Origin of the sequence: Maribrevibacterium harenarium, assembly GCF_006385675.1 — a bacterium.
GTDB classification, from domain to species: Bacteria; Pseudomonadota; Gammaproteobacteria; order Pseudomonadales; family Marinomonadaceae; genus Marinomonas; species Marinomonas harenarium.
The window spans coordinates 32864-55820 of record NZ_VFRR01000012.1 but is presented as its reverse complement, the minus strand read 5'-3'; the positions used below and the strand labels follow the sequence as shown (position 1 = coordinate 55820).

Genomic DNA, 22957 nt, shown 5'->3' with positions numbered 1-22957 from the left:
TATGAAACTGGAAATTAGACGTCTCGATGCGGCTACCGAAGGTTTTGCCGAGCAATTGGATGCGCTCTTGGCATGGGAAAGCGTATCGGATCAGCGCGTTCAATCTGCTGTAGATGAGATTGTTGAGCAAGTACGCTTGCATAAAGACGCAGCTCTAATCGAATACACCAATCGCTTCGACCGCCGCCAGGTTGTCGCTGGTGTTGAATTGGTAATTGAGCATGACCGTCTTGAGCAGGCAGCCAAATCTATTCCCACCCAATTGTTAGAAGCACTAGAACAGGCGAAAGAGCGTATTACTCGCTATCACCAGCGTCAGGCGCAAACTTCTTGGCAGTATACAGAAGAAGATGGCACCGTGCTCGGTCAGCAAATTACACCACTGGATCGTGTTGGTGTTTATGTTCCGGGTGGTAAAGCGGCGTATCCATCCTCTGTGTTGATGAATGTACTGCCAGCTAAGGTAGCAGGCGTAAAAGAGATCGTTATGGTTGTACCTACCCCTGACGGTTTTGTTAATGAGTTGGTGTTAGCGGCTGCACATGTGTCGGGCGTAGACCGTGTTGTGACTGTAGGTGGCGCCCAAGCGGTAGCTGCATTAGCGTACGGTACCGAGACAGTACCCAAAGTTGACAAGATCGTTGGGCCAGGCAATATCTTTGTTGCAACAGCCAAGAAGAAAGTGTTTGGTATTGTTGGTATCGACATGATCGCTGGGCCGTCCGAAATTTTGGTTGTTTGCGATGGTAAAACGGATCCGGATTGGATCGCTATGGATCTCTTCTCCCAAGCCGAGCACGATGAAGATGCACAGTCAATATTGATTTGTCCTGACGAGGTTTACCTTGATCAGGTGAAGGCGGCGATGGAGCGTCTTATCGAACCCCAAAGTCGTAAAGACATTATTAAAACCTCGTTAGAGGGGCGCGCCGCCTTTATTAAGGTCGCTGATATGGCTCAGGCCATGGAGGTGGCGAATTTAGTAGCAGCTGAGCACTTAGAGTTATCCGTAGATGAGCCGGAGCAATATCTGCCCCAGATTCGCCATGCCGGTGCTATATTCATGGGGCGTCACACGCCGGAAGCGTTGGGTGACTACTGTGCTGGGCCAAACCACGTGTTGCCGACCTCTGGTACTGCTAGGTTCTCATCACCACTTGGTGTTTATGATTTCCAGAAACGTAGTTCTATTATTTACTGTTCTGCGGACGGCGCATCCGAGTTGGCAAAGATTGCTTCACCCTTAGCTCGAGGAGAGTCTCTAGAGGCTCACGCAATGTCAGCCGAATACCGTATCAAATCTTAGTGTAATGGCAGAAACTCTACGCAATCCAACTTATTTGCTAGTGAGAAGCGGCATGCGTGTGGCGGCTTTAGTCGTCACACTCTTAGTCGTTGCTGGCTTTTTTCTACCCTCTGATTACGTTATCCGTCGTTCCCAATTGATCAGCTCGGATCAAATGCAATCGATAGGGCTGGCTTGGCAAGATGCGAGACTATGGCATCGATGGATGCCTTTGCCAGAAGGTAGTTCGGTGCGGGCAACTGCTTTACAAGATAGGTTTGAAGTTTTGGATGGTGCAGACGTGATTCGTCAAACTATCCAAATAGTAGACCGTACGAGTGATGGCTTTCACTTCATTGTACAGCCTGTAGCGAATTCCTCTCCAATTGATAATAAGCTGTTTCTAGATTCGAAAGGAGACACTTTGGAGCTAGTGTGGGAGATCCGCGGCGAGTTGTCAGTGGGTTTTCTCGGGCCTTATTTGGCTCTAGTAGCGGATAGTATTGCTGGTGATAATCTTGTTAAGGGGTTATCTGTATTATCTAAACTTGATTAATGGAGCAAAGCTATGCAGCGTCAAGAGTTAACGTCCTTGTTGTCAGGGCTGTATGAGCCGCAGAAGTTTCGCGACTATGCTCCTAATGGTCTTCAGGTGGAAGGCAAGCAAGATATTGTCAAAATCGTCACTGGTGTAACGGCGAGTGAAGCGCTGATTGATCGCGCTATTGCTGAAAAAGCGGACGCTATCATTGTTCATCACGGCTACTTCTGGAAGGGTGAAAGTGAAGTAATTACCGGCATGAAGTATCGCCGTATAGCCAAGCTAATTCGTAATGATATCAATTTATACGGTTATCATTTGCCCATGGATGCACATCCACAACTGGGTAACAATGTGCAGCTTGCGTTAGCGCTTGGTTTAGAGGGATTGGCTCCGTTGGAGTCTGGCAAGGAGTTGGATGAATCTATCGGTGTAGTGGGAAGTTTACCGGGCTCTGTTGCTACCATGGATTTTATCGAAAAAGTTGCCACTGTTGTGGATCGTCAGGTGCTTGCAGAGGTGGTGATTCCGACAGTTCAGCGCGTTGCTCTTTGTACTGGTGGTGCTCAAGGCTACATACACAAAGCTATCGCTATCGGCGCTGATCTTTTCATTACTGGAGAAGTATCAGAGCAAACGATCCACGTGGCAAGAGAAGAAAGTATCAGTTTTTGCGCTGCTGGGCATCATGCTACCGAGTGCTTTGGTCCTAGGGCATTAGCTGAGTATCTTAATCGTCTAGAGGGAATTGATGCTTTATTCGTCGACGTGCCGAACCCTGCGTAAGAGTAACTTCTATGTAGAAAATTGAGTAATAAAAAAGGGCTAGATAAACACTAGCCCTTTTTTGTCGGTGTACATGTTTACGATGCTTTAGGTGTGGAAGGCTCGTCTTGATCGCGGCGCAAGCCAAATCCCTCGCTTAATGTGCCAGCCTCGTTTTGTTCTTTATTGGCGTAGTCGCGAGGTACGTAAGCTAGATCTAGCTCTGTGGTTTCTTCTTCATTTGTCGCCATTTTAATAGCAGGGGTAGCTGAAATACTAATGCCGCTGAGTTGACTTGAGCCTTCTGATAGAACTTTGCGTAAATCGGCAATTTTGCGATCTAGGGCTGTTAACTGGGTGTTGACCTGCATGAAGTGGTCATCTGCCAACACTTGACGGCGCTCGATATCCTGCTGCAGTGCATCTATCGTCGCTGTAGTTGCTGAAGACTTTAATTGGGACGAACGTTGGCTCATGCTCTTGAAGGCTAATGCAGCGACAAAACCAAGAATAATCCCCGTAACAAACACAATAATATTAATAACTTCAAATTCCATGGCTAACTCCAAATTACAACTTAGGCCATTATAGCGGATTTACTCGTGTGGCAATATAGGATTAGGTGTGGTTTTCGCTAGGTTTTGCTAATATTCGTGCCTTCATGTAACCAGAGGTCGGTTAATTGCCAATGACTCCGTTAGAACGCTACCAGCAAGATCTGAAACGTGCAGATTTCAACTATGATCCCGCTCAGGAAGAAGCGGTGAAGGAATTGCAGGATTTATTTGATCGTATTGTGAAAAATCCTGGCAGACCAAAGCCTAAACGCTCGCTGTTTTCTGCGCTTAAAAAGCAAAAGCCGGAAATTACGGTGGAAACCGGTTTGTATTTTTGGGGTGGGGTTGGACGTGGCAAAACGTACTTGATGGATACGTTTTTTGACTGTTTGCCTATCGAAGATAAGTTGCGCTTACACTTCCACCGTTTTATGCAAATGGTCCATCAGGAGTTACGTAAGCTCGAAGATGTGAAAAATCCACTGGAGATTGTTGGTAAACAAATCTCCGCCAAGGCCAGAGTCTTATGCTTCGATGAGTTTTTCGTAACCGATATTACTGACGCTATGATCCTAGCGGGATTGTTGGAGCAGCTGTTCTTGAATGGCACTGTGCTTGTGGCGACATCAAATATTGAGCCAGATGGTTTGTATAAGAACGGCTTACAGCGAGCGCGTTTTTTGCCTGCAATAGAGTTGGTTAAGAAACACACTAAAGTGTTAAATGTGGATGGTGGTGTGGACTATCGGCTGCGGACTTTGAAGCAAGCCAAACTCTACCATTTCCCAATTGATGCCAGTGCAGACGCGGCACTGGAAGAGCGTTTCAAAAGCTTGGTGTCTGATCCAAAGCATGTGCAAGAGGGGGGCGCTATAGAAATTGAGGGGCGCAATATTCCTGTAGTGCGTAGTGCTGAGGATTTGGTGTGGTTTGATATCAAAGCTCTGTGCGATGGCCCCCGCAGTCAAGTGGATTACATCGAGATAGCAAAGTTATTTTCGACTATCATCATTGCTAATGTGCCCCAGTTTGACTCTTCCCGGGATGATATGGCGCGTCGTTTTATTAACTTGATTGACGAGTTTTATGACCGGCACGTTAAAGTGATTATTTCCGCCGCTGTGGCGATACCAGATATCTACGTGGGGACGCGTCTATCCTTTGAATATGATCGTACTGTAAGTCGTTTGTTGGAAATGCAATCGGAAGAGTATTTAAGTTTGGAACACCGTCCATAGCGCTGGTATTCATAAGGCTGGCTGTGTATAATGCGCGCGCCTTGATTATTTAAGGTATGAGATTGTTAGTTGTTGTCCTGTTGTTTGTAACACAACAACTAACCAATAATAATAGGTATTGACATGCTGCGGCATGAAAGATAAAGGGTTTTTGATGAAAACTTTTACTGCTAAACCTGCTGAAGTGCGCCGCGACTGGTTCGTGGTTGATGCTGAAGGTAAAACTCTAGGTCGCTTGGCTACTGAAATCGCTCGCCGTCTACGCGGTAAGCATAAAGCGGAATACACTCCACACGTTGATACTGGCGATTACATCGTTGTTATCAATGCAGAGAAAGTTCGCGTAACTGGTAACAAAGCGTCTGCAAAACAATACTACCGTCACACTGGTTACCCAGGTGGCTTGCGTTCTATGAATTTCGAGAAGTTGATCGACCATGCTCCTGAGCGTGTTCTTGAACTTGCTGTGAAAGGCATGTTGCCAAAAGGTCCTCTAGGCCGCGCAATGCACAAGAAAATGAAAGTGTATGCTGGTACTGAGCATCCACATGCAGCACAACAGCCACAAGAACTTAACATTTAAAACGGAAGGTCATTATGTCAGCTACTCAATACTACGGTACTGGTCGTCGTAAAACGTCTACCGCGCGTGTATTCCTAAAAGCAGGTTCTGGTAACCTAGTTATCAATAACCGTTCTTTGGATCAATACTTTGGTCGTAAAACGTCTCGCATGGTTGTTCGTCAGCCATTAGAATTGGTTGAAGCAACTGAGAAATTTGACGTTTTCGTTACTGTTAAAGGTGGTGGTATCTCTGGTCAAGCCGGTGCTATCCGTCACGGTATTACTCGTGCTCTAATGCAATACGACGAGACTCTACGTCGCACCCTTCGTACTGCTGGCTTTGTTACTCGCGACTCTCGTCAAGTTGAGCGTAAGAAAGTTGGTCTACGCAAAGCGCGTCGTCGTCCACAGTTCTCTAAGCGTTAATAAAACGTACGATATTAGAACAAAACGCCTGCTTAGTCAGGCGTTTTTTTATGCCATAAATCAGTGTTTTGGTGATTGTGTAAAAATGGTGCCTTGCTAGAGCAGGGGGTTTTTCTTAATATGCCTTGGGCAATTAACCCCTTGCACGATTAGTGTTTGGGCTAATTATAGTAAATTGGTGGGAGAGAACCATAATGAGTCAAAGCGGCGTAAATAAAGGACGTCGTCGGTTCTTGATCGGAGCCACTAGCGCTATTGGTGCTGTTGGTGCGGTTGGGATCGCGACCCCCTTTGTTGCTTCTTGGAATCCAAGTGCAAAAGCCAAAGCGGCTGGTGCACCGGTGAAAGCAGATGTCAGCAAATTAGAAGTTGGACAACAAATGATTGTTGAATGGCGTGGTCAGCCTGTATGGGTTGTGCGTCGTTCTGAACAAAATCTCGCTGATTTAGGTAAAATCGGTGAGCAGCTTGCTGATCCTAAGTCTCAAGTAGAGCAACAACCGACTTATGCGCAGAACGAGTTCCGTGCAATCAAGGCGGAATATGCTGTAATGCTCGGTATTTGTACGCACTTGGGCTGTTCTCCAACATACCGTCCTGAAGTGGCTCCTGAAGATCTAGGGCCAAAATGGGTTGGTGGATTCTTCTGTCCGTGTCACGGTTCCCGTTTTGATTTGGCTGGCCGCGTCTACAAGTCTGTGCCTGCACCAACGAACCTAGTTATTCCTCCACATCGTTACCTTTCTGATACAGTAATCGAGGTTGGTGTGGATCCAGAAGTTGGAGGAAACGCTTAATGGCTGCGCTCAAGAATTTAATGGGATGGATTGATGATCGCCTCCCAGTTACTCAGGCTTTTGAAAAGCACATGAGTAAATACTACGCACCAAAGAACCTAAACGTTCTCTATATCTTTGGTGTGTTGTCTCTTTTAGTGTTGGTTAACCAAATCCTCACCGGTGTATGGTTGACTATGAGTTTTAACCCGTCTGCCGAAGGTGCCTTTGCGTCTGTCGAATACATCATGCGTGATGTCGAGTACGGCTGGTTGATTCGCTATATGCACAGTACCGGAGCCTCTGCTTTCTTCGTAGTGGTTTACCTGCACATGTTCCGCGGCCTGTTATACGGTTCTTACCAAAAACCACGCGAATTGGTTTGGTTGTTTGGTATGGCCATTTACTTGGCGTTGATGGCAGAAGCTTTCATGGGTTACCTGTTACCATGGGGACAAATGTCTTACTGGGGCGCTCAAGTAATCATCTCACTATTCAGTGCGATTCCTGTAGTTGGCCCAGACTTGGCGCAATGGGTTCGTGGTGACTATTTGATTTCTGGTATCACGCTAAACCGTTTCTTCTCCTTGCACGTTATTGCATTGCCATTGGTTCTAGTGGCATTGGTCGTGTTGCACTTGTTGGCGCTTCACCATGTGGGTTCGAACAACCCTAAAGGTGTGGATATTAAGAAACACAAAGATAAAAACGGCGTGCCATTAGATGGTATTCCTTTCCACCCTTACTACACTGTCCATGACATTGTTGGTGTTGCGGTGTTCTTGTTTGTCTTCTGTGCGGTTATCTTCTTCTTCCCTGAAATGGGTGGCTACTTCCTAGAGAAGCCAAACTTTGAAGCGGCCAACCCGCTGAAAACTCCTGCACACATTGCGCCAGTCTGGTACTTCACGCCTTTCTATGCGATTTTGCGTGCTGTGACTTATCCATTATTTGGTTTAGATGCCAAGTTCTGGGGTGTGGTTGCTATGGGTGGTGCAATTGCCATTCTGTTTGTATTGCCTTGGCTTGATCGTAGCCCAGTGAAGTCTATGAAATATAAAGGCTGGATGAGCAAAATTGCTCTGATTGCTTTCTGTATTGCATTCGTCATTTTGGGTGTTTTGGGTGTGTTGCCTGCAACAGAAGCTCGTACAACAGTTGCTCAGATTGCGTCGGTTGTTTACTTTGCTTACTTCATTCTGATGCCTTTCTACACTCGTTGGGAAAGCACTAAGCCAGTGCCAGAGAGGGTTTAACAACATGAAAAAGATTTTCGCAACTCTAGCGCTAGCGGTTGCTCCGATGCTTACTTTTGCTGCGGGTGGTGCTGGTGTTCATTTGGAAGACATGCAGGCTGATCTGCATGACAAGGCTTCCTTGCAGCGTGGTTTGCAAATTTTTAGCAACTACTGTGCTGGCTGTCATGATGCGGGCTACGCCCGTTATGAGCGTGCTGCTACGGATCTTGGTATCCCGGCTGATATTTTTGAAGCTAATTTATTGCCAGCAGGTAAGAAAATTGGTGATCTGATGTCCAATGCTATGGCAGCGGAAGACGGTAAAGGTTGGTTTGGTGCACCACCACCAGATTTAACACTTGAAGCGCGCCTACGTGGAGAGGATTGGGTCTACACCTACTTGAAATCTTTCTACGAGGATGAGACTCGTCCATGGGGTGTAAACAATACCGTATTCCCTAACGTAGGTATGCCAAACGTACTAGAGCACCTACAGGGTGTGCGTCACAAGACTTGTGCTCCAGCACCTGCGGTAGATGCCCACGGAAAGCCTTTGTTCGATACCTTGACTGGTGATGTGTTGATGGAGCAGAAATGTGATGTCATCGCTCAAAAATCTCCAGGTCAACTATCAGAGGAAGAATTTGATCGCGTTGCGTATGACGTTACCAACTTCCTAGTTTACATGGGTGAGCCAAGTCGTCTGCAATCAGAGTCATTAGGCTTGAAGGTTCTATTGTTCATTGTTCTATTTGGTATATTTGGTTACTTATTGAGCAAGGAATACTGGCGCGATATCGACGGACACTAATTAATAGTGTAAATGTCGGCTAACTTAAAGGCGGCGTCTTTATCAGGCGCCGCCTTTTTTGATACTATAAAACACTCCTGTTTGGGGTATTCTTTGTTTTTGGATTAGGGGTTTTTCATGGGTGTTATCGCCAAGCGCTCTTCAATGACATTTTTCTCCGATGGAGAAGATCATTACAGTCATCGTGTTCGTATTGTTCTAGCGGAAAAAGCCGTTACCGTAGATGTTATTGATGTTGATCCATTTAACAAACCAGATGAATTGGCTGACATCAATCCTTATAACGAGTTGCCTGCTCTGGTGGACCGTGACCTGGTGTTGTATGAGCCAAACGTGATGATGGAGTATCTTGATGAGAGATTCCCACATCCGCCGTTGTTGCCAGTTTATCCGGTTGCCCGTGCAGAGAGTCGTTTGTTCATGTACCGTATCCAACGTGACTGGGCTGGGCATGTAGATTTGATTCTTTCTAGTAAAGATCGTGAAGCGGTAGAAAAAGCTCAGAAGGAACTGCGTGAAAGTTTGACTAGCATTTCTCCGATTTTCGATGAAAAGCCATATTTTATGAGCGATGAGTTCACTATTGTGGACTGTTGTCTTGCGCCAATTTTGTGGCGTTTGCCGATTTTAGGAATCGATATTCCTAAAGAGCAAGCGCGTGGTTTATACAAATATATGGATTTGGTTTTTTCTCGTGATTCATTTAAAGAATCACTTTCAGAAGCTGAGCAGGAAATGCGTTTGGATTGAAATGTTCTGACGTGAAGAAATTTCAAAGGGGCAAATAGCCCCTTTTTCTTTGATTTGAGGTTTTCTATGACACCAAAACGAAGCTATCTGTTAAATGCTGTGTATGAATGGATTGTCGACAACGGCATGACTCCTTATTTATTGGTTGATGCAGAGTATCCAGGAGCCATTGTACCGTTAGAGTTTGTTAATGATGGTCAGATTGTACTAAATATCGGCATGGGAGCAGTAAGACACTTACATGTTGATAAAGCGGCGGTATCCTTTAGTGCCCGCTTTGGTGGTAAGCCAATGGATGTTTATGTGCCAATGGGCGCTGCTTTAGCCCTATATGCCAAAGAAAATGGCGATGGCTTGATGTTTCCGCCGGAAGACTTTAACTCTGATGTAGATGATCCTGAGCCGACAACACCAGCCAAGCCAGAAAAAGGCTTTACCTTAAAAGTAGTCAAATAGCCTGCTTTTTAGTCTTCGTAGCCAAACAGTTGCCGCTCTAATAGGTCTATCAGGGTGTGGATAATCACTGTTTGGCACTCATGCACCCTCGCTGTGCCACTGAGATTTACTTTTATCTCAATGTCATCGCGAGAGGTTAGGGATGAGACATTCTTAGCGTCTGGTGATGTAATGGCGACAAGATTCATCTTGCGTTCATGGGCGGCTTGAATAGCCTGAATAATAGGTGACGTGTTGCCACGATTGGCAATGACAAACAAGGTGTCGCCAGGGTTGCCAAGAGCGGTAATTTGCTTCGAGAATACATCATGATAGCTGTCGTTATGAGTGATAGCGAGTAAGGTGTTGCTATCAGCCGTGAGCGTGATAGCAGGCAGCCCTGGCCGCTCTCTATCCATTCTATCCATCATTAACGTTGTGAAATACTGTGCAAGCACTGCTCCGGTTGCATTTCCTACCGCAATAACTTTTCCGCCATTCGCTACGCAGTTAAACAGTACTTTTGCAGCATGTTCCAAATGGGGGGTTATCGGCTCCAATCCATATTGCTGTGCTTCAAAACTTTGTGCGAATTGTAGGTAAATTGCTTCTTGAAAATCCATCGTATGCCATTCTTATAAGGTAATATTTTTTAGCCAGCGAATCCTTGGATTGGATAACTCGCCGTCGATCGCTACCACATCTATTTGAAAGAAAGCCCTGTTCAGGTGGTTTTGCTTTAGCCAATACTGGGCAGCCTTAATACATTTTTGTCGCTTGCTGTGTGTGATGGTTGCTGCTGCACCACCAAATTCGGCGTTTCTACGATGACGCACTTCAACAAAATGGAGGCGCTGATTGCGTTGGCAAATTAGGTCTATTTCGTAGCGCCCACAGCGGACATTGCGCTGTAGAATCTGCAATCCTTGTTGTTCCAAATAGCTCCCAGCAAGTTGCTCTGCCTGAGTGCCATCAATTTGTTTCTGTGTAGAAGTTGTCGTTGGTTGCATCCTGCAATACCCCATTCCTATAGGTGACGATATTCGGCCTACGCGAAAAAGTCTGGTTGTCGTTCAAGCTAAGAACCCCTGTTTGAGACGATAACTTAGCGTGCTGTACTTTCTTGAACAAATGTAATCGAGTTGCCAACAGGTAACTATCTGTACCAAGAGCGCTCAGCCTTGCTAGCGTATAGTTGGGTTGGCTACCTGATTTTTTCACTAGCTCCGGTATCTCAGTAAAAACAATGCGCTCTATATCCTCTACTTTACTGATGTTGTTGGGTGGAGCGTCATGTAGGCTACTGGTTGCCACCATGGTGATCTTATTCGCAAAGTAAAAATCAAGCATCGGTCTGATTTGCTTGGCGTTATCTAGCTTGCCGGCGTAGAAAACAAAGTCTAGATCGTTACGAGCTCGGCTACTCGCCTCTAAATCGGGTGTACCAAGCCATTGTTTTATTGACTTGATTCGCTCTTCACTTTCGTCAACTAGCAACAGCTTCTTTACTGCCTGTTGTCTGCCAAGAGGGGTATCTTCGTAGCTTAAATGGGCTAAGACCGGCATTCCTAACTGCTGAGCCTCATCGACAAACTGATCCCCTTGGCGCAACGCCCAGGTCGACTGTAAGGTGAGTACCGCGCCTGAACGAGCTCCCTCACGCTTTGCAAATGTTAGCAACTCGTCTATTTCATCAATGGGGTTGAGAGAAAAATGGTATAAATTCTCTTGGGCGGTGGAGTTGTCTAATTGGTTTAAGGCAATCACTGGCCGGTCTAGCTGGTAACGCATTAGCTGTGCAACGTTTTGTTTGCGCAGTGGGCCAACCATAACATCAGCGTTAAACGTAAACGCTTGAGTCATTACCTCATCAAAGGTTGTGTATCCATCTGTGTCTATCACATGTAATTTTGGTCTGTCACCGATACCTGCAAAATAGCGGCCGATGATGCCATCAAGTATTGCTTCCGATGCCGCTGACAACTCTTTGCTGAGTGGCAACATCACAATGATGGTTTTGGGTTTAAAAGATTCCAGGTCTGCCATTACCTGGAAATCTAGTGGTGCTGTTTGTGCTGCAGGGTGCAACGGATTGGTGCGTGTCCATTCTTCGTAGCTGGCGAGCTGCTGATCTATCGTTTGATCAGCTCGTCGTAGCATTTTATTTACGGCAACCCAGCCAGGTAGAAGCTCTAGTGGGTAATTCTCTAGGGCGGCTAATTCATTGTCTGTCAGGTTCTGTAAGGCCTGCCATAGTTGTTCTTGGTTCTCTTGACGAGCTTCAATGGGTAACAACAGAGAGAGTCTAACTCTATCTTTGGCGACGTTGGTCCAGCTACCTAGTGTTTCTAATACGGGAATGCGTTGTTGGTAATAGCGAATTTGATTCTGTGGCTGCCGAAATCCCGCCAAACCACGGGCATAACTTAAGCGCCCTAAAGCTCGCAAGGGTTGTTCTTGCTTAAGGTACACTTCACTTAAAAGTAAATTAGCGTCGTATTGGCGGGCGAAGGAAATATCAACCACATGTTGTTCGAGAATATCTTGCGCGACTGTGAATTCTTGATCCTGCTTGGCGATTATCGCCGCGTTGTAATAGTACGGCGCAGCTGAAGTCTTGGAAGCCTGCTGTTCTGCTAACCAGACTTGGTATTGCAGCGGATCACTCGGTACCGGATTTGTCTCGGATTGCTGAACTTGCGCCGGTTCCGGCATATTTAACTCAACTGATCCACAGCCAACTAACGCCACAACCAGTGTGCTTAATGTTAAGATACGCGACAACCACATGAATTCGAATCTTCTGCAAAACTAACGAGGGCACATGTTACCACAGACTGAAAATGAAGTAAGAGGGCGGCTGTACATAGTGGCGACGCCAATTGGCAATTTGGAGGACATGTCTGCCCGCGCACTACGGACCCTTGCGGAGGTAGATGTGATTGGTGCGGAAGATACCCGCCATACCCGTAAATTACTCACCCACTTTGGCATAGATAAGCCTCTGTTTGCGCTTCATGATCATAATGAAAAAGACAAAATCAGTGATATCGCCAAGAGTCTGGATGCCGGCAAAAATATGGCACTAGTATCTGATGCAGGCACACCGCTAATTTGCGATCCCGGTTATGCCGTTGTGAGTGAGTTGCGCCAATTAGGTTATGATGTCACACCGATTCCCGGGCCAAGCGCCGTCATTACCGCATTATGTGCGGCTGGTTTGCCAACCGATAGGTTTACCTTCATTGGTTTTCTACCGGCCAAGGCGATGGCGAAGCAGGGGGTTGTCGAGCAATGGTCACCACAAATGGGGACCATCGTTTTCTACGAATCGACACATCGCATATTGGATACCCTAGAAGTGTTGTCCGAGATACTTCCAAATGATGCTAAGGTGGTTTTGGCTCGTGAATTGACAAAAACTTTTGAAACATTTTTGTCTGGTAGTGCCTCAGAGGTACTTGGTTATTGTCAGATGGATGGTAATCAAACCCGGGGAGAATTTGTGGTTATGATCTCGTTACCACAAGCCGAAGTTACCGATGCCGAAGCGGAGCGAGTACTCCGTATTTTGATGAAATCCATGCCCACCAAACAGGCTGCTGCCACCGCTGCAGAATTGCTCGGAGACAAAAAAAACCGGTTATATAAACTAGCGCTTACGTTAGCCGAATAAGCTCCCCATTTACTTTAGTTAGTTTATTTGTATACTGGAATCCACTTGTCGGAGTGCCTTTATGGCTGAGATCGCATTTATGCGGGATCCGCAGAACCTGATCGGGGTAACCCCCGCGTAGGGAACAAGAAATCCTCTTGGTATCCATTCTGCATGGTATCGCCACTGTTCTAGTGGTGAGGCCCTTTCCGGCAAGCATTCCTCAAATTAACTGAACTGGGAAATGCTCATGTCGCAACAAGTAAAACCAACCAAAGCTGATCGTGAACAAGCGCGTTTAGCGGCTAAACAATTTATCGAAAACCTTCAAGCCAGCCCTTTTCCTTCCTCTGAGCGCATTTATCTTGCGGGTACCCAGCACAATGTGCGCGTGCCGATGCGCAAAATATCACAGACACCGACACCTATTGGTCAAGACGAAAACCATCTAACCTTCGAAACCAACGAGCCCATCTATGTTTACGATACAGCGGGGCCTTATGCCGATCCTGATGTTAAGTTGGATGTGAATCGTGGGATTCATCCGCTGAGGGAGGAATGGATCGCCGAGCGTCAAGATACTCAATTGCTAGATGGTCTTAGCTCTAAGTTCGCGCAACAACGGCACAATGATATAGCACTCGAGCCATTGCGGTTCCAGCGCCAAACTTCCATACGCAAGGCTCTGCCACAACAATGTGTGACGCAGTTACATTACGCCCGCGCCGGCATTATCACGCCAGAAATGGAGTTTGTGGCGATCCGTGAAAATCAAAATTTTCAAGCAATACAAAGTGAGCTACTACGTCGCCAGCACCCTGGGCAAAGTTTTGGTGCCAATACCCCGACAGAAATCACCCCTGAATTTGTGCGTCAGGAAGTGGCTTCGGGGCGCGCCATTATTCCAGCCAATATTAATCACCCGGAGAGCGAACCGATGATTATTGGTCGCAATTTTTTGGTGAAGGTAAATGCGAATATCGGCAACTCTGCTTTAACTTCCTCCATAGAAGAAGAGGTGGAAAAGTTGGTGTGGGCCACGCGCTGGGGCGCTGACACGGTCATGGATCTTTCCACCGGGAAAAATATTCACGAGACACGGGAATGGATTCTGCGTAATTCGCCTGTACCTATCGGCACCGTTCCTATCTACCAGGCTCTGGAAAAAGTCGACGGGGTGGCTGAGCAACTGAATTGGGAAATATTCAAAGACACCTTAATTGAGCAAGCCGAGCAAGGAGTAGACTACTTCACTATTCATTGCGGTGTGTTATTGCGTTACGTGCCCCTGACTGCCAAACGACTCACTGGGATTGTTTCCCGTGGGGGCTCTATTATGGCGAAATGGTGCTTAGCCCATCATCAGGAAAACTTCCTTTACACCCATTTTCGTGAAATTTGTGAGATATGCGCGGCCTATGATGTGTCCTTGTCCTTGGGTGACGGCCTTCGCCCGGGCTCCATACTTGATGCTAATGACGAAGCTCAATTATCTGAGTTACGTACGCTTGGCGAGTTAACCAAAATTGCTTGGGAATATGATGTCCAAGTCATGATTGAAGGCCCTGGCCATGTGCCGATGCAACTGATTGAAGAAAACATGACCAAACAGTTAGAGGCATGTCATGAGGCCCCGTTTTACACTCTTGGGCCATTAACCCAAGATATTGCTCCGGCCTATGATCATATTACCTCTGGCATCGGTGCCGCCCAGATCGGCTGGTATGGCTGTGCCATGTTGTGCTACGTGACTCCCAAAGAGCATTTAGGTTTGCCGAACAAGGAAGATGTAAAGGAAGGTCTGATCACCTACAAAATAGCGGCCCATGCGGCGGATTTAGCAAAAGGTCATCCGGGTGCCCAAGTACGTGATAATGCGCTTTCGAAAGCTCGTTTCGAATTCCGCTGGGAAGACCAATTTAATCTATCCCTTGACCCCGAACGCGCCCGTGCCTATCACGATGAAACCTTGCCTCAGGCTTCTGGAAAAGTGGCACATTTTTGCTCTATGTGTGGCCCCAAGTTTTGTTCTATGAAGATTACTCAGGAAGTAAGGGAATATGCAGCCAACTTTGAGCAGGGTGCCGATCCGCAAGCAGGTATGCAAGCCATGTCTGAGGAGTTTAAAAAGCAGGGCGCTCAGGTTTACGTCGATGTGACAAAAACGGAGCAAGCTGGATGATGGAAAACCGTTACCTCAAGTTAATTGAGCGCCTTGAGCAATCCCAAACCTCGGATGCTCAAGAGTTGTTAGCGTACCTAGGTCAGATCAAAGCTCAACCTAGGTCCTTCCTGCCTATTGATAGGGAAAAGTTGGCTGTCTATCCTGTGGTGGATAGTCTTGAATGGGTAAAATTATTACTCAATGAAGGCGTAAAAACCCTTCAGTTACGTATAAAAGATGCGCCTTCTCCGACGTTACAGGCGGATATCAAGCAAGCTATAGAGCTTGGGCAAGACTACGATGCTCAGCTTTTTATAAACGACCACTGGCAGCTAGCCTTGGAGCTGGGCGCTTATGGTGTTCACCTAGGGCAAGAGGATTTAGCGGATGCCGATTTGCACGCCATTGCTTCGGCTGGTCTACGCTTGGGCGTTAGCACCCACGATTTAGCTGAGGTGGCAATTGCCGCCTCTGTTAACCCAAGCTATATCGCACTGGGCCATATTTTTCCCACTACAACAAAGCAAATGCCTTCTGCTCCTCAGGGGGTGATGGCATTGCAGCGTCAGGTGGCTTTGCTACAGGATAGCTTTCCACTGGTGGCTATTGGAGGAATAACCCTAGAGCGAGCCCCAAGCGTTTGGCATACCGGAATTGACAGTATCGCTGTGGTAAGTGCCATCACCAAAGCAGCGCAACCGCTTCAGGCGTTACAGCAACTCAATGATTTGACTCAGCAAGTGCGCCACAACCATCAACTAATGTTGTTGGTCAATGGGGAGCGCTACCGCTCTAATACTCGTAACCTAGCTCAGTTTGTGTCTGGTGTAATACTGGAACCTGCTCGCATCGTGGTCGCCATAAATAGCGAAGTCGTGCCTAAATCTCAGTGGCATCGAACAGAGCTAAATGAAGGCGATACGTTAGATATATTTGAATCCATCGCGGGGGGCTAGCCAATGTCATTGATTATTGCTGACCATGAATTTCACTCCCGTTTATTTACGGGTACCGGTAAATACGCCAGCTCACAGGCGATGCTTGCTTCTATTTCTGCTAGTGGCAGTGAGTTAACGACATTGGCGTTACGGCGCATCGATCTCAAAACGCAAAGTGATGATCTCTTGCCCCCTTTGCAGCAGTTGGGGGTAAAGCTGCTGCCCAATACGTCCGGCGCACGAACAGCAGCAGAAGCGATTTTTGCGGCGCGATTAGCTCGGGAGATGCTGCAGACGAACTGGGTTAAATTGGAAATTCACCCAGATCCACGCTACTTGATGCCTGATCCTATAGAAACTTTGGCCGCAGCAGCTACGTTGGTCAAGGAAGGATTTGTAGTGATGCCCTATGTTCATGCTGATCCCGTGTTATGCAAGCGTCTGGAAGAGGTGGGATGTCAGTGTGTGATGCCCCTAGGGGCGCCAATCGGTTCAAATCAAGGGCTGGCGAGTAAAGCATTTTTAGAAATTATTATTGAACAGGCTCGCGTTCCGGTCATTGTGGATGCTGGAATCGGCGCGCCTTCCCATGCTGCGCAAGCCATGGAAATGGGTGCGGATGCTGTGTTAGTTAACACGGCTCTAGCCAGCGCCCGTGATCCGCGGGCTATGGCGGAAGCATTTAAGTTGGCGGTACAAGGAGGGCGCTTGGCATTTGAAGCAGGGTTAGGAGGTCGATCCCAAACCGCAGTCCCTTCAAGTCCGCTGACAGATTTTGTGCAGGGGTTGGTATGACAGACGTTATAGCCAGCTCCGTTAATAGCGAGCCAACAAAAGGTTATTTTGCACAGCAGTTAAGTGATCTCAATTGGTCAGAAATCACTGCTTTGCACCAAAACGCAACGAGCTCCGATGTGGACCGTGCTTTATCTGCGAGTAAACGTACACTTGCTGATTTCGCAGCATTGATTTCTCCGGCTGCGGTGCCCAAGCTGATGGACATGATAGCTCAAGCTAATGCCCTGACTCGTGCTCGGTATGGGAATACAATGAGTTTGTTTGCTCCCCTCTATCTGAGTAATACCTGTGCCAACGAGTGTACTTACTGTGGTTTTTCCATGAGTAATCCATTGAAGCGCCTCACCTTAAATCAAGCTCAAATAGAACAGGAAATAGCAGCCATCAAAGGCAAAGGGTTTGATCATGTTTTGTTGGTTACCGGTGAGACCAGTAAAGTTTCCATGCCTTATTTTCAAAAAGTGTTGCCCTTGTTCCGGCAGCATTTCAGTCAAGTGTCCATGGAAGTGCAGCCCCTATCCCAGCAAGACTACCAGCAGCTTCAGGCGCTTGGGCTTGATGGCGTGCTGGTGTATCAAGAGACATATCATCAGCCTACATATCAGAAGCATCATCTGCGTGGTAACAAAACGGATTTTGTCTATCGCTTGGAAACGCCAGACCGGCTGGGGCAAGCGCAGATGCATAAAATTGGTCTTGGGGTACTGCTTGGGCTGGAAGACTGGCGCACCGATACGTTAATGATGGCGAGTCATTTGCGTTTCTTGCAGAAAAAGTACTGGCGCTCTCGTTTCAGTATTGGCTTTCCACGATTGCGTCCCTGTGTAGGTGGCATTGAGCCGAAATCGGTGATCACAGATCGTGAGCTTGTGCAGTTAATCGCGGCTTGGCGTTTATTTGACGCGGATGTGGAATTGAGTCTTTCTACGCGGGAATCGCCGGAGTTTCGTCGTTTCGCAGGACAATTCGGGATTACTACCATGAGTGCCGAATCGAAGACACAGCCAGGGGGGTATGCCGAGGAAACGCCCAAAGCGCTAGAGCAGTTCAGTATCCACGATGATCGCAGTGTGGCGGAAGTGGCGAAAATGTTAACGGAGCAAGAATTGCAGGTGGTTTGGAAAGATTGGGATCCAGCGCTACGCAGCTAACGGACACCTCACCGGCTTGGGGCCGGTGAGGTGAGCCAGAAAGATCAAAATCTATTCGGTGATACCTGTGAAAAGATCAAAATATGTTGGGAAGGTCTTTGATGTGCAGCCTGGGTCATTGATCGTAACCGGGGTATTAGAGAAAGCTACTAGCGAAAAACACATGGCAATACGATGATCGTTGTAAGTGTCGATAGCGGCGTGTTGTAGATTGCCGTTTGGTTCAACACGGATGAAGTCATGCCCCTCTTCCACTACTGCCCCAAGTTTCTTCAACTCCGTCGCCATCGCATTCAAACGATCCGTTTCTTTTACTCGCCAGTTATAGATGTTACGAATAGTTGTCGGCCCCTTGGCGAAAAGCGCCGTGGTGGCGATGGTCATGGCGGCGTCAGGAATGTGGTTCATATCCATATCCACGCCATTTAGTTCACCACGGGAGGCTTCTACCCAAGTTGGCCCATAGGTGATTTTTGCACCCATAGCGGCTAGCACTTCCGCAAATTTAACGTCCCCTTGTACGCTTTCAGAACCAATGCCGTGTACCCGTACCGTGCCACCGGCGATTGCTGCTGCAGCAAGGAAATAAGATGCCGAAGAGGCATCGCCTTCGACCATAATTTCCCCGGGGCTAACGTACTGCTGTCCACCTTTAATCACAAAGGCAGCGTAGTCTTGGTTTTCTACCGCGACGCCAAACTGGGACATAACATGCAGCGTGATATCGATATAGGGCTTAGATACAAGTTCACCATCTACGCGAATCGTTAAGTCTTGTTGGGCCATTGGTGCTGCCATCAACAATGCGGTCAAGAATTGGCTGGAAATGTTGCCTTTAATGGAGACCTCGCCGCCCATCAAGCCATTGGCGTTGATCGTAATCGGTGGGTAGTTGTTATTGCCATCGTATTGCACATCAACGCCGAGCTGCTGCAATGCATCAACTAGATCGCCAATTGGGCGTTCATGCATACGTGGCTCGCCGTGAAGTTTGAATGTGCCATGACCAAGGCAAAGGGCGGCTGTCAAGGGACGCATTGCCGTTCCGGCGTTGCCCAGGAATAAATCCGCCGATGCGGCATTAAATGGAGCACCGTTACCGACGACTTCACAGACTGTTTTATCGGCGCTTAGTTGATATTCCACACCAAGGTTGGTGAGAGCGTTCAGCATGTGGCGAATATCATCACTATCCAGCAAATTAGTGATCTTAGTGGTGCCTTTTGCCAGTGCGGCCAACAGTAAAATGCGGTTGGAAAGGCTCTTTGAACCGGGGATTTGGATCTCGCCATTTGCCCGAACCAGTGGGCCAAGGGTAATCGAATTCATGGAAGTGTCCATCATAGTGTGCTAGTTAGAAGTATGGCTGATCGTTATTCTAAGTGCGTGATCATACCTAGCTGAGACGCGCAGCGTTAGGCGCCACAGATATACGTGAAAGAGCTCTATAATACCCTTTCATGAAGCGGAATGGTATTGCTGTGTTTTATCGTAAAAAGTGTTGATTTAGTTGGTGTTTTGATCGCAATGAACTGATTAAAACGTAGCAAATCGTAACAAGAGCGTACACCGTGCTGAAAGCAAGATATACTCAAGCAAATCTTCTTACGACTGGTATTGCGGGAGTGAACAATGTTGAAAAAGTCTGTTTTTCTTTCTTTGCTGATTGCAGCAGCATCACAAGTAATGGCGTTAGAGCAACCGGTAGGCCGTGTTATCTTGACGGTAACAGGCGCAATTTCAGAAACCAATCAACAGGGCGCTGCCGTGTTTGATCGGAAAATGCTGGAAGATCTCGGTATGAAAACTCTAGTGACATCCACACCTTGGACGGAAGGCGTTAATACTTTTAAAGGTCCTAAGTTGCAGTCGTTGCTGGATGCGGTTGGGGCTAACGGAACTACCTTAACCATTACCGCGTTAAACGACTATGCGGCGGAAATGCCGGCAGCAGATGCAGCAGCCCACGATGTACTGATGGCAATGGAAATGAATGGCGAAAATATGCGGGTGCGTGATAAGGGGCCAATTTTCATGTTGTATCCTTTTGATAACGAGCCCTCGTTGAATAACGAGGTTATTCACAATCGTTCAGTTTGGCAGGTAAAGTCAATTCACGTTCAGTAGTAGAGTGAATGCGCGAATTTCTTAAAACTAAGGTTAAAGCAACTCTTGCAGTACTGGTAACCACTGCCGCCATTTTTCTGGCGGTGGTGGTTTTGTTGTATGTGGAGTTGATGGATCGACAAGCCGCACTTCTATCTGCGGCAGAAGAGGATGCACTTTGGGCTTCCTACCAGCTTGATCGAGAAGCGCTAAAACTGCGTAACTCCGTTCGCTTACTAAGAAATAACCCAACAGATTATGATTTGTTGGATGAAGCCCAACTGCGTTTTGATATTTTATTTAGCCGCATCAACATTATATCAGCAGGGCAGCTGAAGGAATTGTTTGAGCGTCTCCCTGATGCCTACAAAAATAAAGATTTGCTGCGGGCGCAGTTATCAAGCATTGACGGTTTGCTGTTTTCTGATCGCCTTACGGAAAGGCAGTTGAATGAAATTCTGACGCGAGTCGAAACAGTATTGACCTTGACGGAACAAATAGTGCTTGATGCCTTAGCAAAGCGCTCCCAAGATAAAGTTGATGCTCGTAACGATATGACTAAGCTGTTCAGCTACCTTGGAGCACTAGTCGTGTTGTTGACCTTCACCATGATGGTGATTATCGGCATGCTCTTTAGTCAAGTGAGACAGAGCCTAGAGTCTTACCGCAAGACCAAGCAACTCGCTAATGAGCTACAGAAGACGGCGATAGCGGCACAAGCGGCTACAAAGGCGAAGAGCGAATTCCTTGCAACCATGAGTCATGAAATTCGTACGCCGATGAATGCCATTATCGGTATGACTCATCTGGTGTTAGATACCGAGCTTTCCGTCAAGCAAAAAGATCACCTAACTAAAATCCAATCTGCAGCCCACGGCCTGCTCGCCATCATAAATGACATTCTCGACTTTTCCAAAGTGGAAGCGGGGAAGATGGAGCTAGAGCGCGTGGAATACAACCTCGATGAAGTGCTGCAATATGTGTACGAGATTTGTTGCTCTAGTGCCCATGCTGAAGGGTTAGACATCATGGTAAGGAGAGATTTTAATCTTCCCGACAATTTAGTCGGTGATGTAACGAGATTAAAGCAAATTCTGGTCAATATTGTCGGTAATGCTATCAAATTTACCCATGAAGGTAGTGTAGACGTTGATGTAACGCGACTTGATGGGAATTTCGTTTTTACTGTACGTGATACTGGCATCGGTATTGGCGCAGATGTAGATATTTTCGAAGGGTTCACCCAGGCTGACAACAGTACTACGCGAAAGTATGGTGGTACTGGATTAGGTTTGGGTATCACCAAGCGTTTGGTGGAAATGATGGGAGGGGAGATTCACTACCGCAGCTTACTTGGGCAGGGAACGACTTTTAGTATCAAGATACCACTTGAATTAGCTGAGCAAAAAAGTTTGGTGCTTAAACGAACAGTACTCGCTGTCATGGATGATGACCGAGATGCACAAAGCATCTTCCAAGGAACGTCAGTGCAGCTGTCCCGTTATCGTCCTGATAATTTGGTTGCGAGTCCGGAGGAAGCATTGGTTCTAAGTCCTCATTGGTGTGAAGCCCAGTCAGCGCAGACCTTGTTGGATGTGGCGGCGAAGTGGCATAAACCCACCATAGTGCTTGGCACCAGTTCAATTCGTTACTTGCCCCAAAACTGGCAACAGTCGCCGCTGCTAACTCCTTTCGTGTTGCAGAAGTTAATAAAAGGCGAGTCTGAGCAGAAATCTTCTGGTGGTGCTTTAGCGGCTTACCATCAAGCTGGAAGTTTGTTAGGTAAGCGTATTTTATTGGCGGAAGATAATCCAATAAACGCTGAAATCGCCAAGGCCCTGTTGGAAAAACTGGGCGTTATGACAATACATGCGGCAAATGGTCGTCTTGCGGTTGAGATGCTGGCACACAATGAAGTTGATTTGATTTTGATGGATGTGCAGATGCCGGAGATGGATGGTTTTGAAGCCACGGAAGCTATCATTGAACGTTATGGAAATCAGCGACCGCCAATTTTGGCACTTACCGCAGGTGTACTAGAGTCTGATCGCAATCAGGCGCTCCAAGCTGGTATGGATGACTTTCTAACTAAGCCGCTCGATCCGTTGTTGCTGCTTAACAAGCTGGAGCAGTGGATTTTAGGTGATGAAAATGAGGCTCTCCCGCCACTTGAGACCCAGTCTAAGCCGATTTTGATATTGGATGTAGATGCGGGTCTGATGCGCTTTGGCGGCGACAGTGAGCGCTATCGTCAAATCTTGGAGCGCTTCGAGCTAATGCTAAAGGTGTATCTCGATGACGCTAAAAAGCTGCCGACTAGCGGTTATGAACTGCACTCTATGAAAGGCGCAGCGGCTAACATCGGGGCCGATGCCTTCGCTGTAAAACTCGCTGACTACGAGCACCAACTGGGCTCTGATGATTCGCGTATAGACGATGCGGATATCCGCCTTGCAGCTAAGCATTTATCCCTTGCGATTGTGGAGTTCAAAGAGTCTGGTCGTGTTAGTCAAGGTTTCCCGCAAGCTCCAATATCTACTAATCTCCCAAGCCTGACTAGTGTTCACGCTGACCAGTTGAAAAAGTTGCTTGAGCTATTGGATGAGGGTGGTGCTGATGCGTTGGATGTGTTTGATCAGTTGGACTTACCATCCCAAGGTAAGATTGCTAAAGAACTCGCTGCGATTCGCAACGATCTACAAGAATATGATTTCGATGATGCCCGTGAGCGTATCGAAGCTCTATTGGAACAATGTTAG

The 22957-nt window shown here is 47.2% G+C and carries 23 protein-coding genes and 1 riboswitch; of the genes, 18 read left to right on the top strand and 5 right to left on the bottom strand.

Annotated features, from left to right (window positions below; all coding sequences use genetic code 11):
• Position 1: 1 nt before the first annotated feature.
• Genes hisD through FJM67_RS07850 form a run of 3 tightly spaced genes read left to right on the top strand, consistent with a single transcriptional unit; the run spans position 2 to position 2612 of the window.
• Positions 2–1306, top strand: coding sequence for a histidinol dehydrogenase (hisD, locus tag FJM67_RS07860; RefSeq protein WP_140588246.1), 1305 nt, complete (start codon positions 2–4; stop codon positions 1304–1306).
• A 4-nt stretch (positions 1307–1310) separates the two neighbouring features.
• Positions 1311–1841 carry a hypothetical protein gene (locus tag FJM67_RS07855; protein ID WP_140588245.1) on the top strand — a complete coding sequence of 177 codons (531 nt, stop codon included), beginning with the start codon at positions 1311–1313 and terminating at the stop codon, positions 1839–1841.
• Between the two features lie 12 nt (positions 1842–1853).
• The gene (locus FJM67_RS07850) at positions 1854–2612 is read left to right on the top strand and encodes a Nif3-like dinuclear metal center hexameric protein (protein WP_140588244.1); all 759 of its coding nucleotides are present in this window, start codon (positions 1854–1856) and stop codon (positions 2610–2612) included.
• Between the two features lie 77 nt (positions 2613–2689).
• On the opposite strand, the gene FJM67_RS07845 is transcribed toward FJM67_RS07850, so the two are convergent.
• Positions 2690–3148: a ZapG family protein gene (locus FJM67_RS07845; RefSeq protein ID WP_140588243.1), complete on the bottom strand. Its 459-nt coding sequence runs from the start codon at positions 3146–3148 to the stop codon at positions 2690–2692.
• 131 nt (positions 3149–3279) lie between these two features.
• Here FJM67_RS07845 and zapE point away from each other — a divergent pair, with 131 nt between their 5' ends.
• The 8 genes from zapE to FJM67_RS07805 all read left to right on the top strand — a co-directional run bounded on the left by zapE (position 3280) and on the right by FJM67_RS07805 (position 9407).
• Positions 3280–4386 carry a cell division protein ZapE gene (gene zapE / locus FJM67_RS07840; protein WP_140588242.1) on the top strand — a complete coding sequence of 369 codons (1107 nt, stop codon included), beginning with the start codon at positions 3280–3282 and terminating at the stop codon, positions 4384–4386.
• A gap of 154 nt (positions 4387–4540) precedes the next feature.
• A complete protein-coding gene (gene rplM, locus FJM67_RS07835) occupies positions 4541–4969 on the top strand; it encodes a 50S ribosomal protein L13 (protein WP_140588241.1) in 429 nt (142 codons plus the stop codon).
• Between the two features lie 14 nt (positions 4970–4983).
• Positions 4984–5376, top strand: a complete 393-nt coding sequence (gene rpsI / locus FJM67_RS07830; protein WP_140588240.1) for a 30S ribosomal protein S9 — start codon at positions 4984–4986, stop codon at positions 5374–5376.
• 194 nt (positions 5377–5570) lie between these two features.
• Entirely contained in the window at positions 5571–6173 is a 603-nt protein-coding gene (gene petA / locus FJM67_RS07825; RefSeq protein ID WP_140588239.1) for a ubiquinol-cytochrome c reductase iron-sulfur subunit, read from the top strand.
• Positions 6173–7408: a cytochrome b gene (locus FJM67_RS07820; protein ID WP_140588238.1), complete on the top strand. Its 1236-nt coding sequence runs from the start codon at positions 6173–6175 to the stop codon at positions 7406–7408. Before petA ends, FJM67_RS07820 begins: the two co-directional genes overlap by 1 nt.
• Before the next feature lie 4 nt (positions 7409–7412).
• A complete protein-coding gene (locus FJM67_RS07815; RefSeq protein WP_140588237.1) occupies positions 7413–8201 on the top strand; it encodes a cytochrome c1 in 789 nt (262 codons plus the stop codon).
• Between the two features lie 117 nt (positions 8202–8318).
• A complete protein-coding gene (locus tag FJM67_RS07810) occupies positions 8319–8951 on the top strand; it encodes a glutathione S-transferase N-terminal domain-containing protein (RefSeq protein WP_140588236.1) in 633 nt (210 codons plus the stop codon).
• Positions 8952–9017: 66 nt separating this feature from the next.
• Positions 9018–9407: a ClpXP protease specificity-enhancing factor gene (locus tag FJM67_RS07805; protein WP_140588235.1), complete on the top strand. Its 390-nt coding sequence runs from the start codon at positions 9018–9020 to the stop codon at positions 9405–9407.
• 8 nt (positions 9408–9415) lie between these two features.
• Here the strand turns inward: FJM67_RS07805 and FJM67_RS07800 are convergent, their stop codons facing one another.
• The 3 genes from FJM67_RS07800 to FJM67_RS07790 are packed head-to-tail and all read right to left on the bottom strand — an operon-like array spanning position 9416 to position 12176.
• On the bottom strand, positions 9416–10009 hold the full coding sequence (locus tag FJM67_RS07800; RefSeq protein WP_140588234.1) for an SIS domain-containing protein: 594 nt from the start codon (positions 10007–10009) through the stop codon (positions 9416–9418).
• A gap of 12 nt (positions 10010–10021) precedes the next feature.
• Positions 10022–10396: a YraN family protein gene (locus FJM67_RS07795; RefSeq protein ID WP_181161450.1), complete on the bottom strand. Its 375-nt coding sequence runs from the start codon at positions 10394–10396 to the stop codon at positions 10022–10024.
• Positions 10359–12176 carry a penicillin-binding protein activator gene (locus FJM67_RS07790; protein WP_140588232.1) on the bottom strand — a complete coding sequence of 606 codons (1818 nt, stop codon included), beginning with the start codon at positions 12174–12176 and terminating at the stop codon, positions 10359–10361. Before FJM67_RS07790 ends, FJM67_RS07795 begins: the two co-directional genes overlap by 38 nt.
• A gap of 34 nt (positions 12177–12210) precedes the next feature.
• Here FJM67_RS07790 and rsmI point away from each other — a divergent pair, with 34 nt between their 5' ends.
• The 5 genes from rsmI (at position 12211) to thiH (ending at position 18092) form a co-directional block, all read left to right on the top strand.
• Positions 12211–13062, top strand: coding sequence for a 16S rRNA (cytidine(1402)-2'-O)-methyltransferase (gene rsmI, locus FJM67_RS07785; RefSeq protein ID WP_140588231.1), 852 nt, complete (start codon positions 12211–12213; stop codon positions 13060–13062).
• 39 nt (positions 13063–13101) lie between these two features.
• Positions 13102–13203, top strand: a riboswitch (TPP riboswitch).
• A gap of 88 nt (positions 13204–13291) precedes the next feature.
• Positions 13292–15223, top strand: a complete 1932-nt coding sequence (gene thiC / locus FJM67_RS07780) for a phosphomethylpyrimidine synthase ThiC (protein WP_140588230.1) — start codon at positions 13292–13294, stop codon at positions 15221–15223.
• The gene (gene thiE, locus FJM67_RS07775) at positions 15220–16161 is read left to right on the top strand and encodes a thiamine phosphate synthase (protein ID WP_140588229.1); all 942 of its coding nucleotides are present in this window, start codon (positions 15220–15222) and stop codon (positions 16159–16161) included. Before thiC ends, thiE begins: the two co-directional genes overlap by 4 nt.
• Positions 16162–16164: 3 nt before the next feature.
• On the top strand, positions 16165–16938 hold the full coding sequence (locus tag FJM67_RS07770) for a thiazole synthase (protein WP_140588228.1): 774 nt from the start codon (positions 16165–16167) through the stop codon (positions 16936–16938).
• Entirely contained in the window at positions 16935–18092 is a 1158-nt protein-coding gene (thiH, locus tag FJM67_RS07765; protein ID WP_140588227.1) for a 2-iminoacetate synthase ThiH, read from the top strand. The genes FJM67_RS07770 and thiH overlap by 4 nt, the downstream gene beginning before the upstream one ends.
• A gap of 51 nt (positions 18093–18143) precedes the next feature.
• Here the strand turns inward: thiH and aroA are convergent, their stop codons facing one another.
• Positions 18144–19421: a 3-phosphoshikimate 1-carboxyvinyltransferase gene (aroA, locus tag FJM67_RS07760; RefSeq protein WP_140588226.1), complete on the bottom strand. Its 1278-nt coding sequence runs from the start codon at positions 19419–19421 to the stop codon at positions 18144–18146.
• Between the two features lie 303 nt (positions 19422–19724).
• Between aroA and FJM67_RS07755 the strand changes: the two genes are divergently transcribed.
• Together FJM67_RS07755 and FJM67_RS07750 are read left to right on the top strand one after the other, a co-directional pair.
• A complete protein-coding gene (locus tag FJM67_RS07755) occupies positions 19725–20219 on the top strand; it encodes a molybdopterin-dependent oxidoreductase (RefSeq protein WP_140588225.1) in 495 nt (164 codons plus the stop codon).
• 8 nt (positions 20220–20227) lie between these two features.
• A complete protein-coding gene (locus tag FJM67_RS07750; protein ID WP_140588224.1) occupies positions 20228–22957 on the top strand; it encodes a hybrid sensor histidine kinase/response regulator in 2730 nt (909 codons plus the stop codon).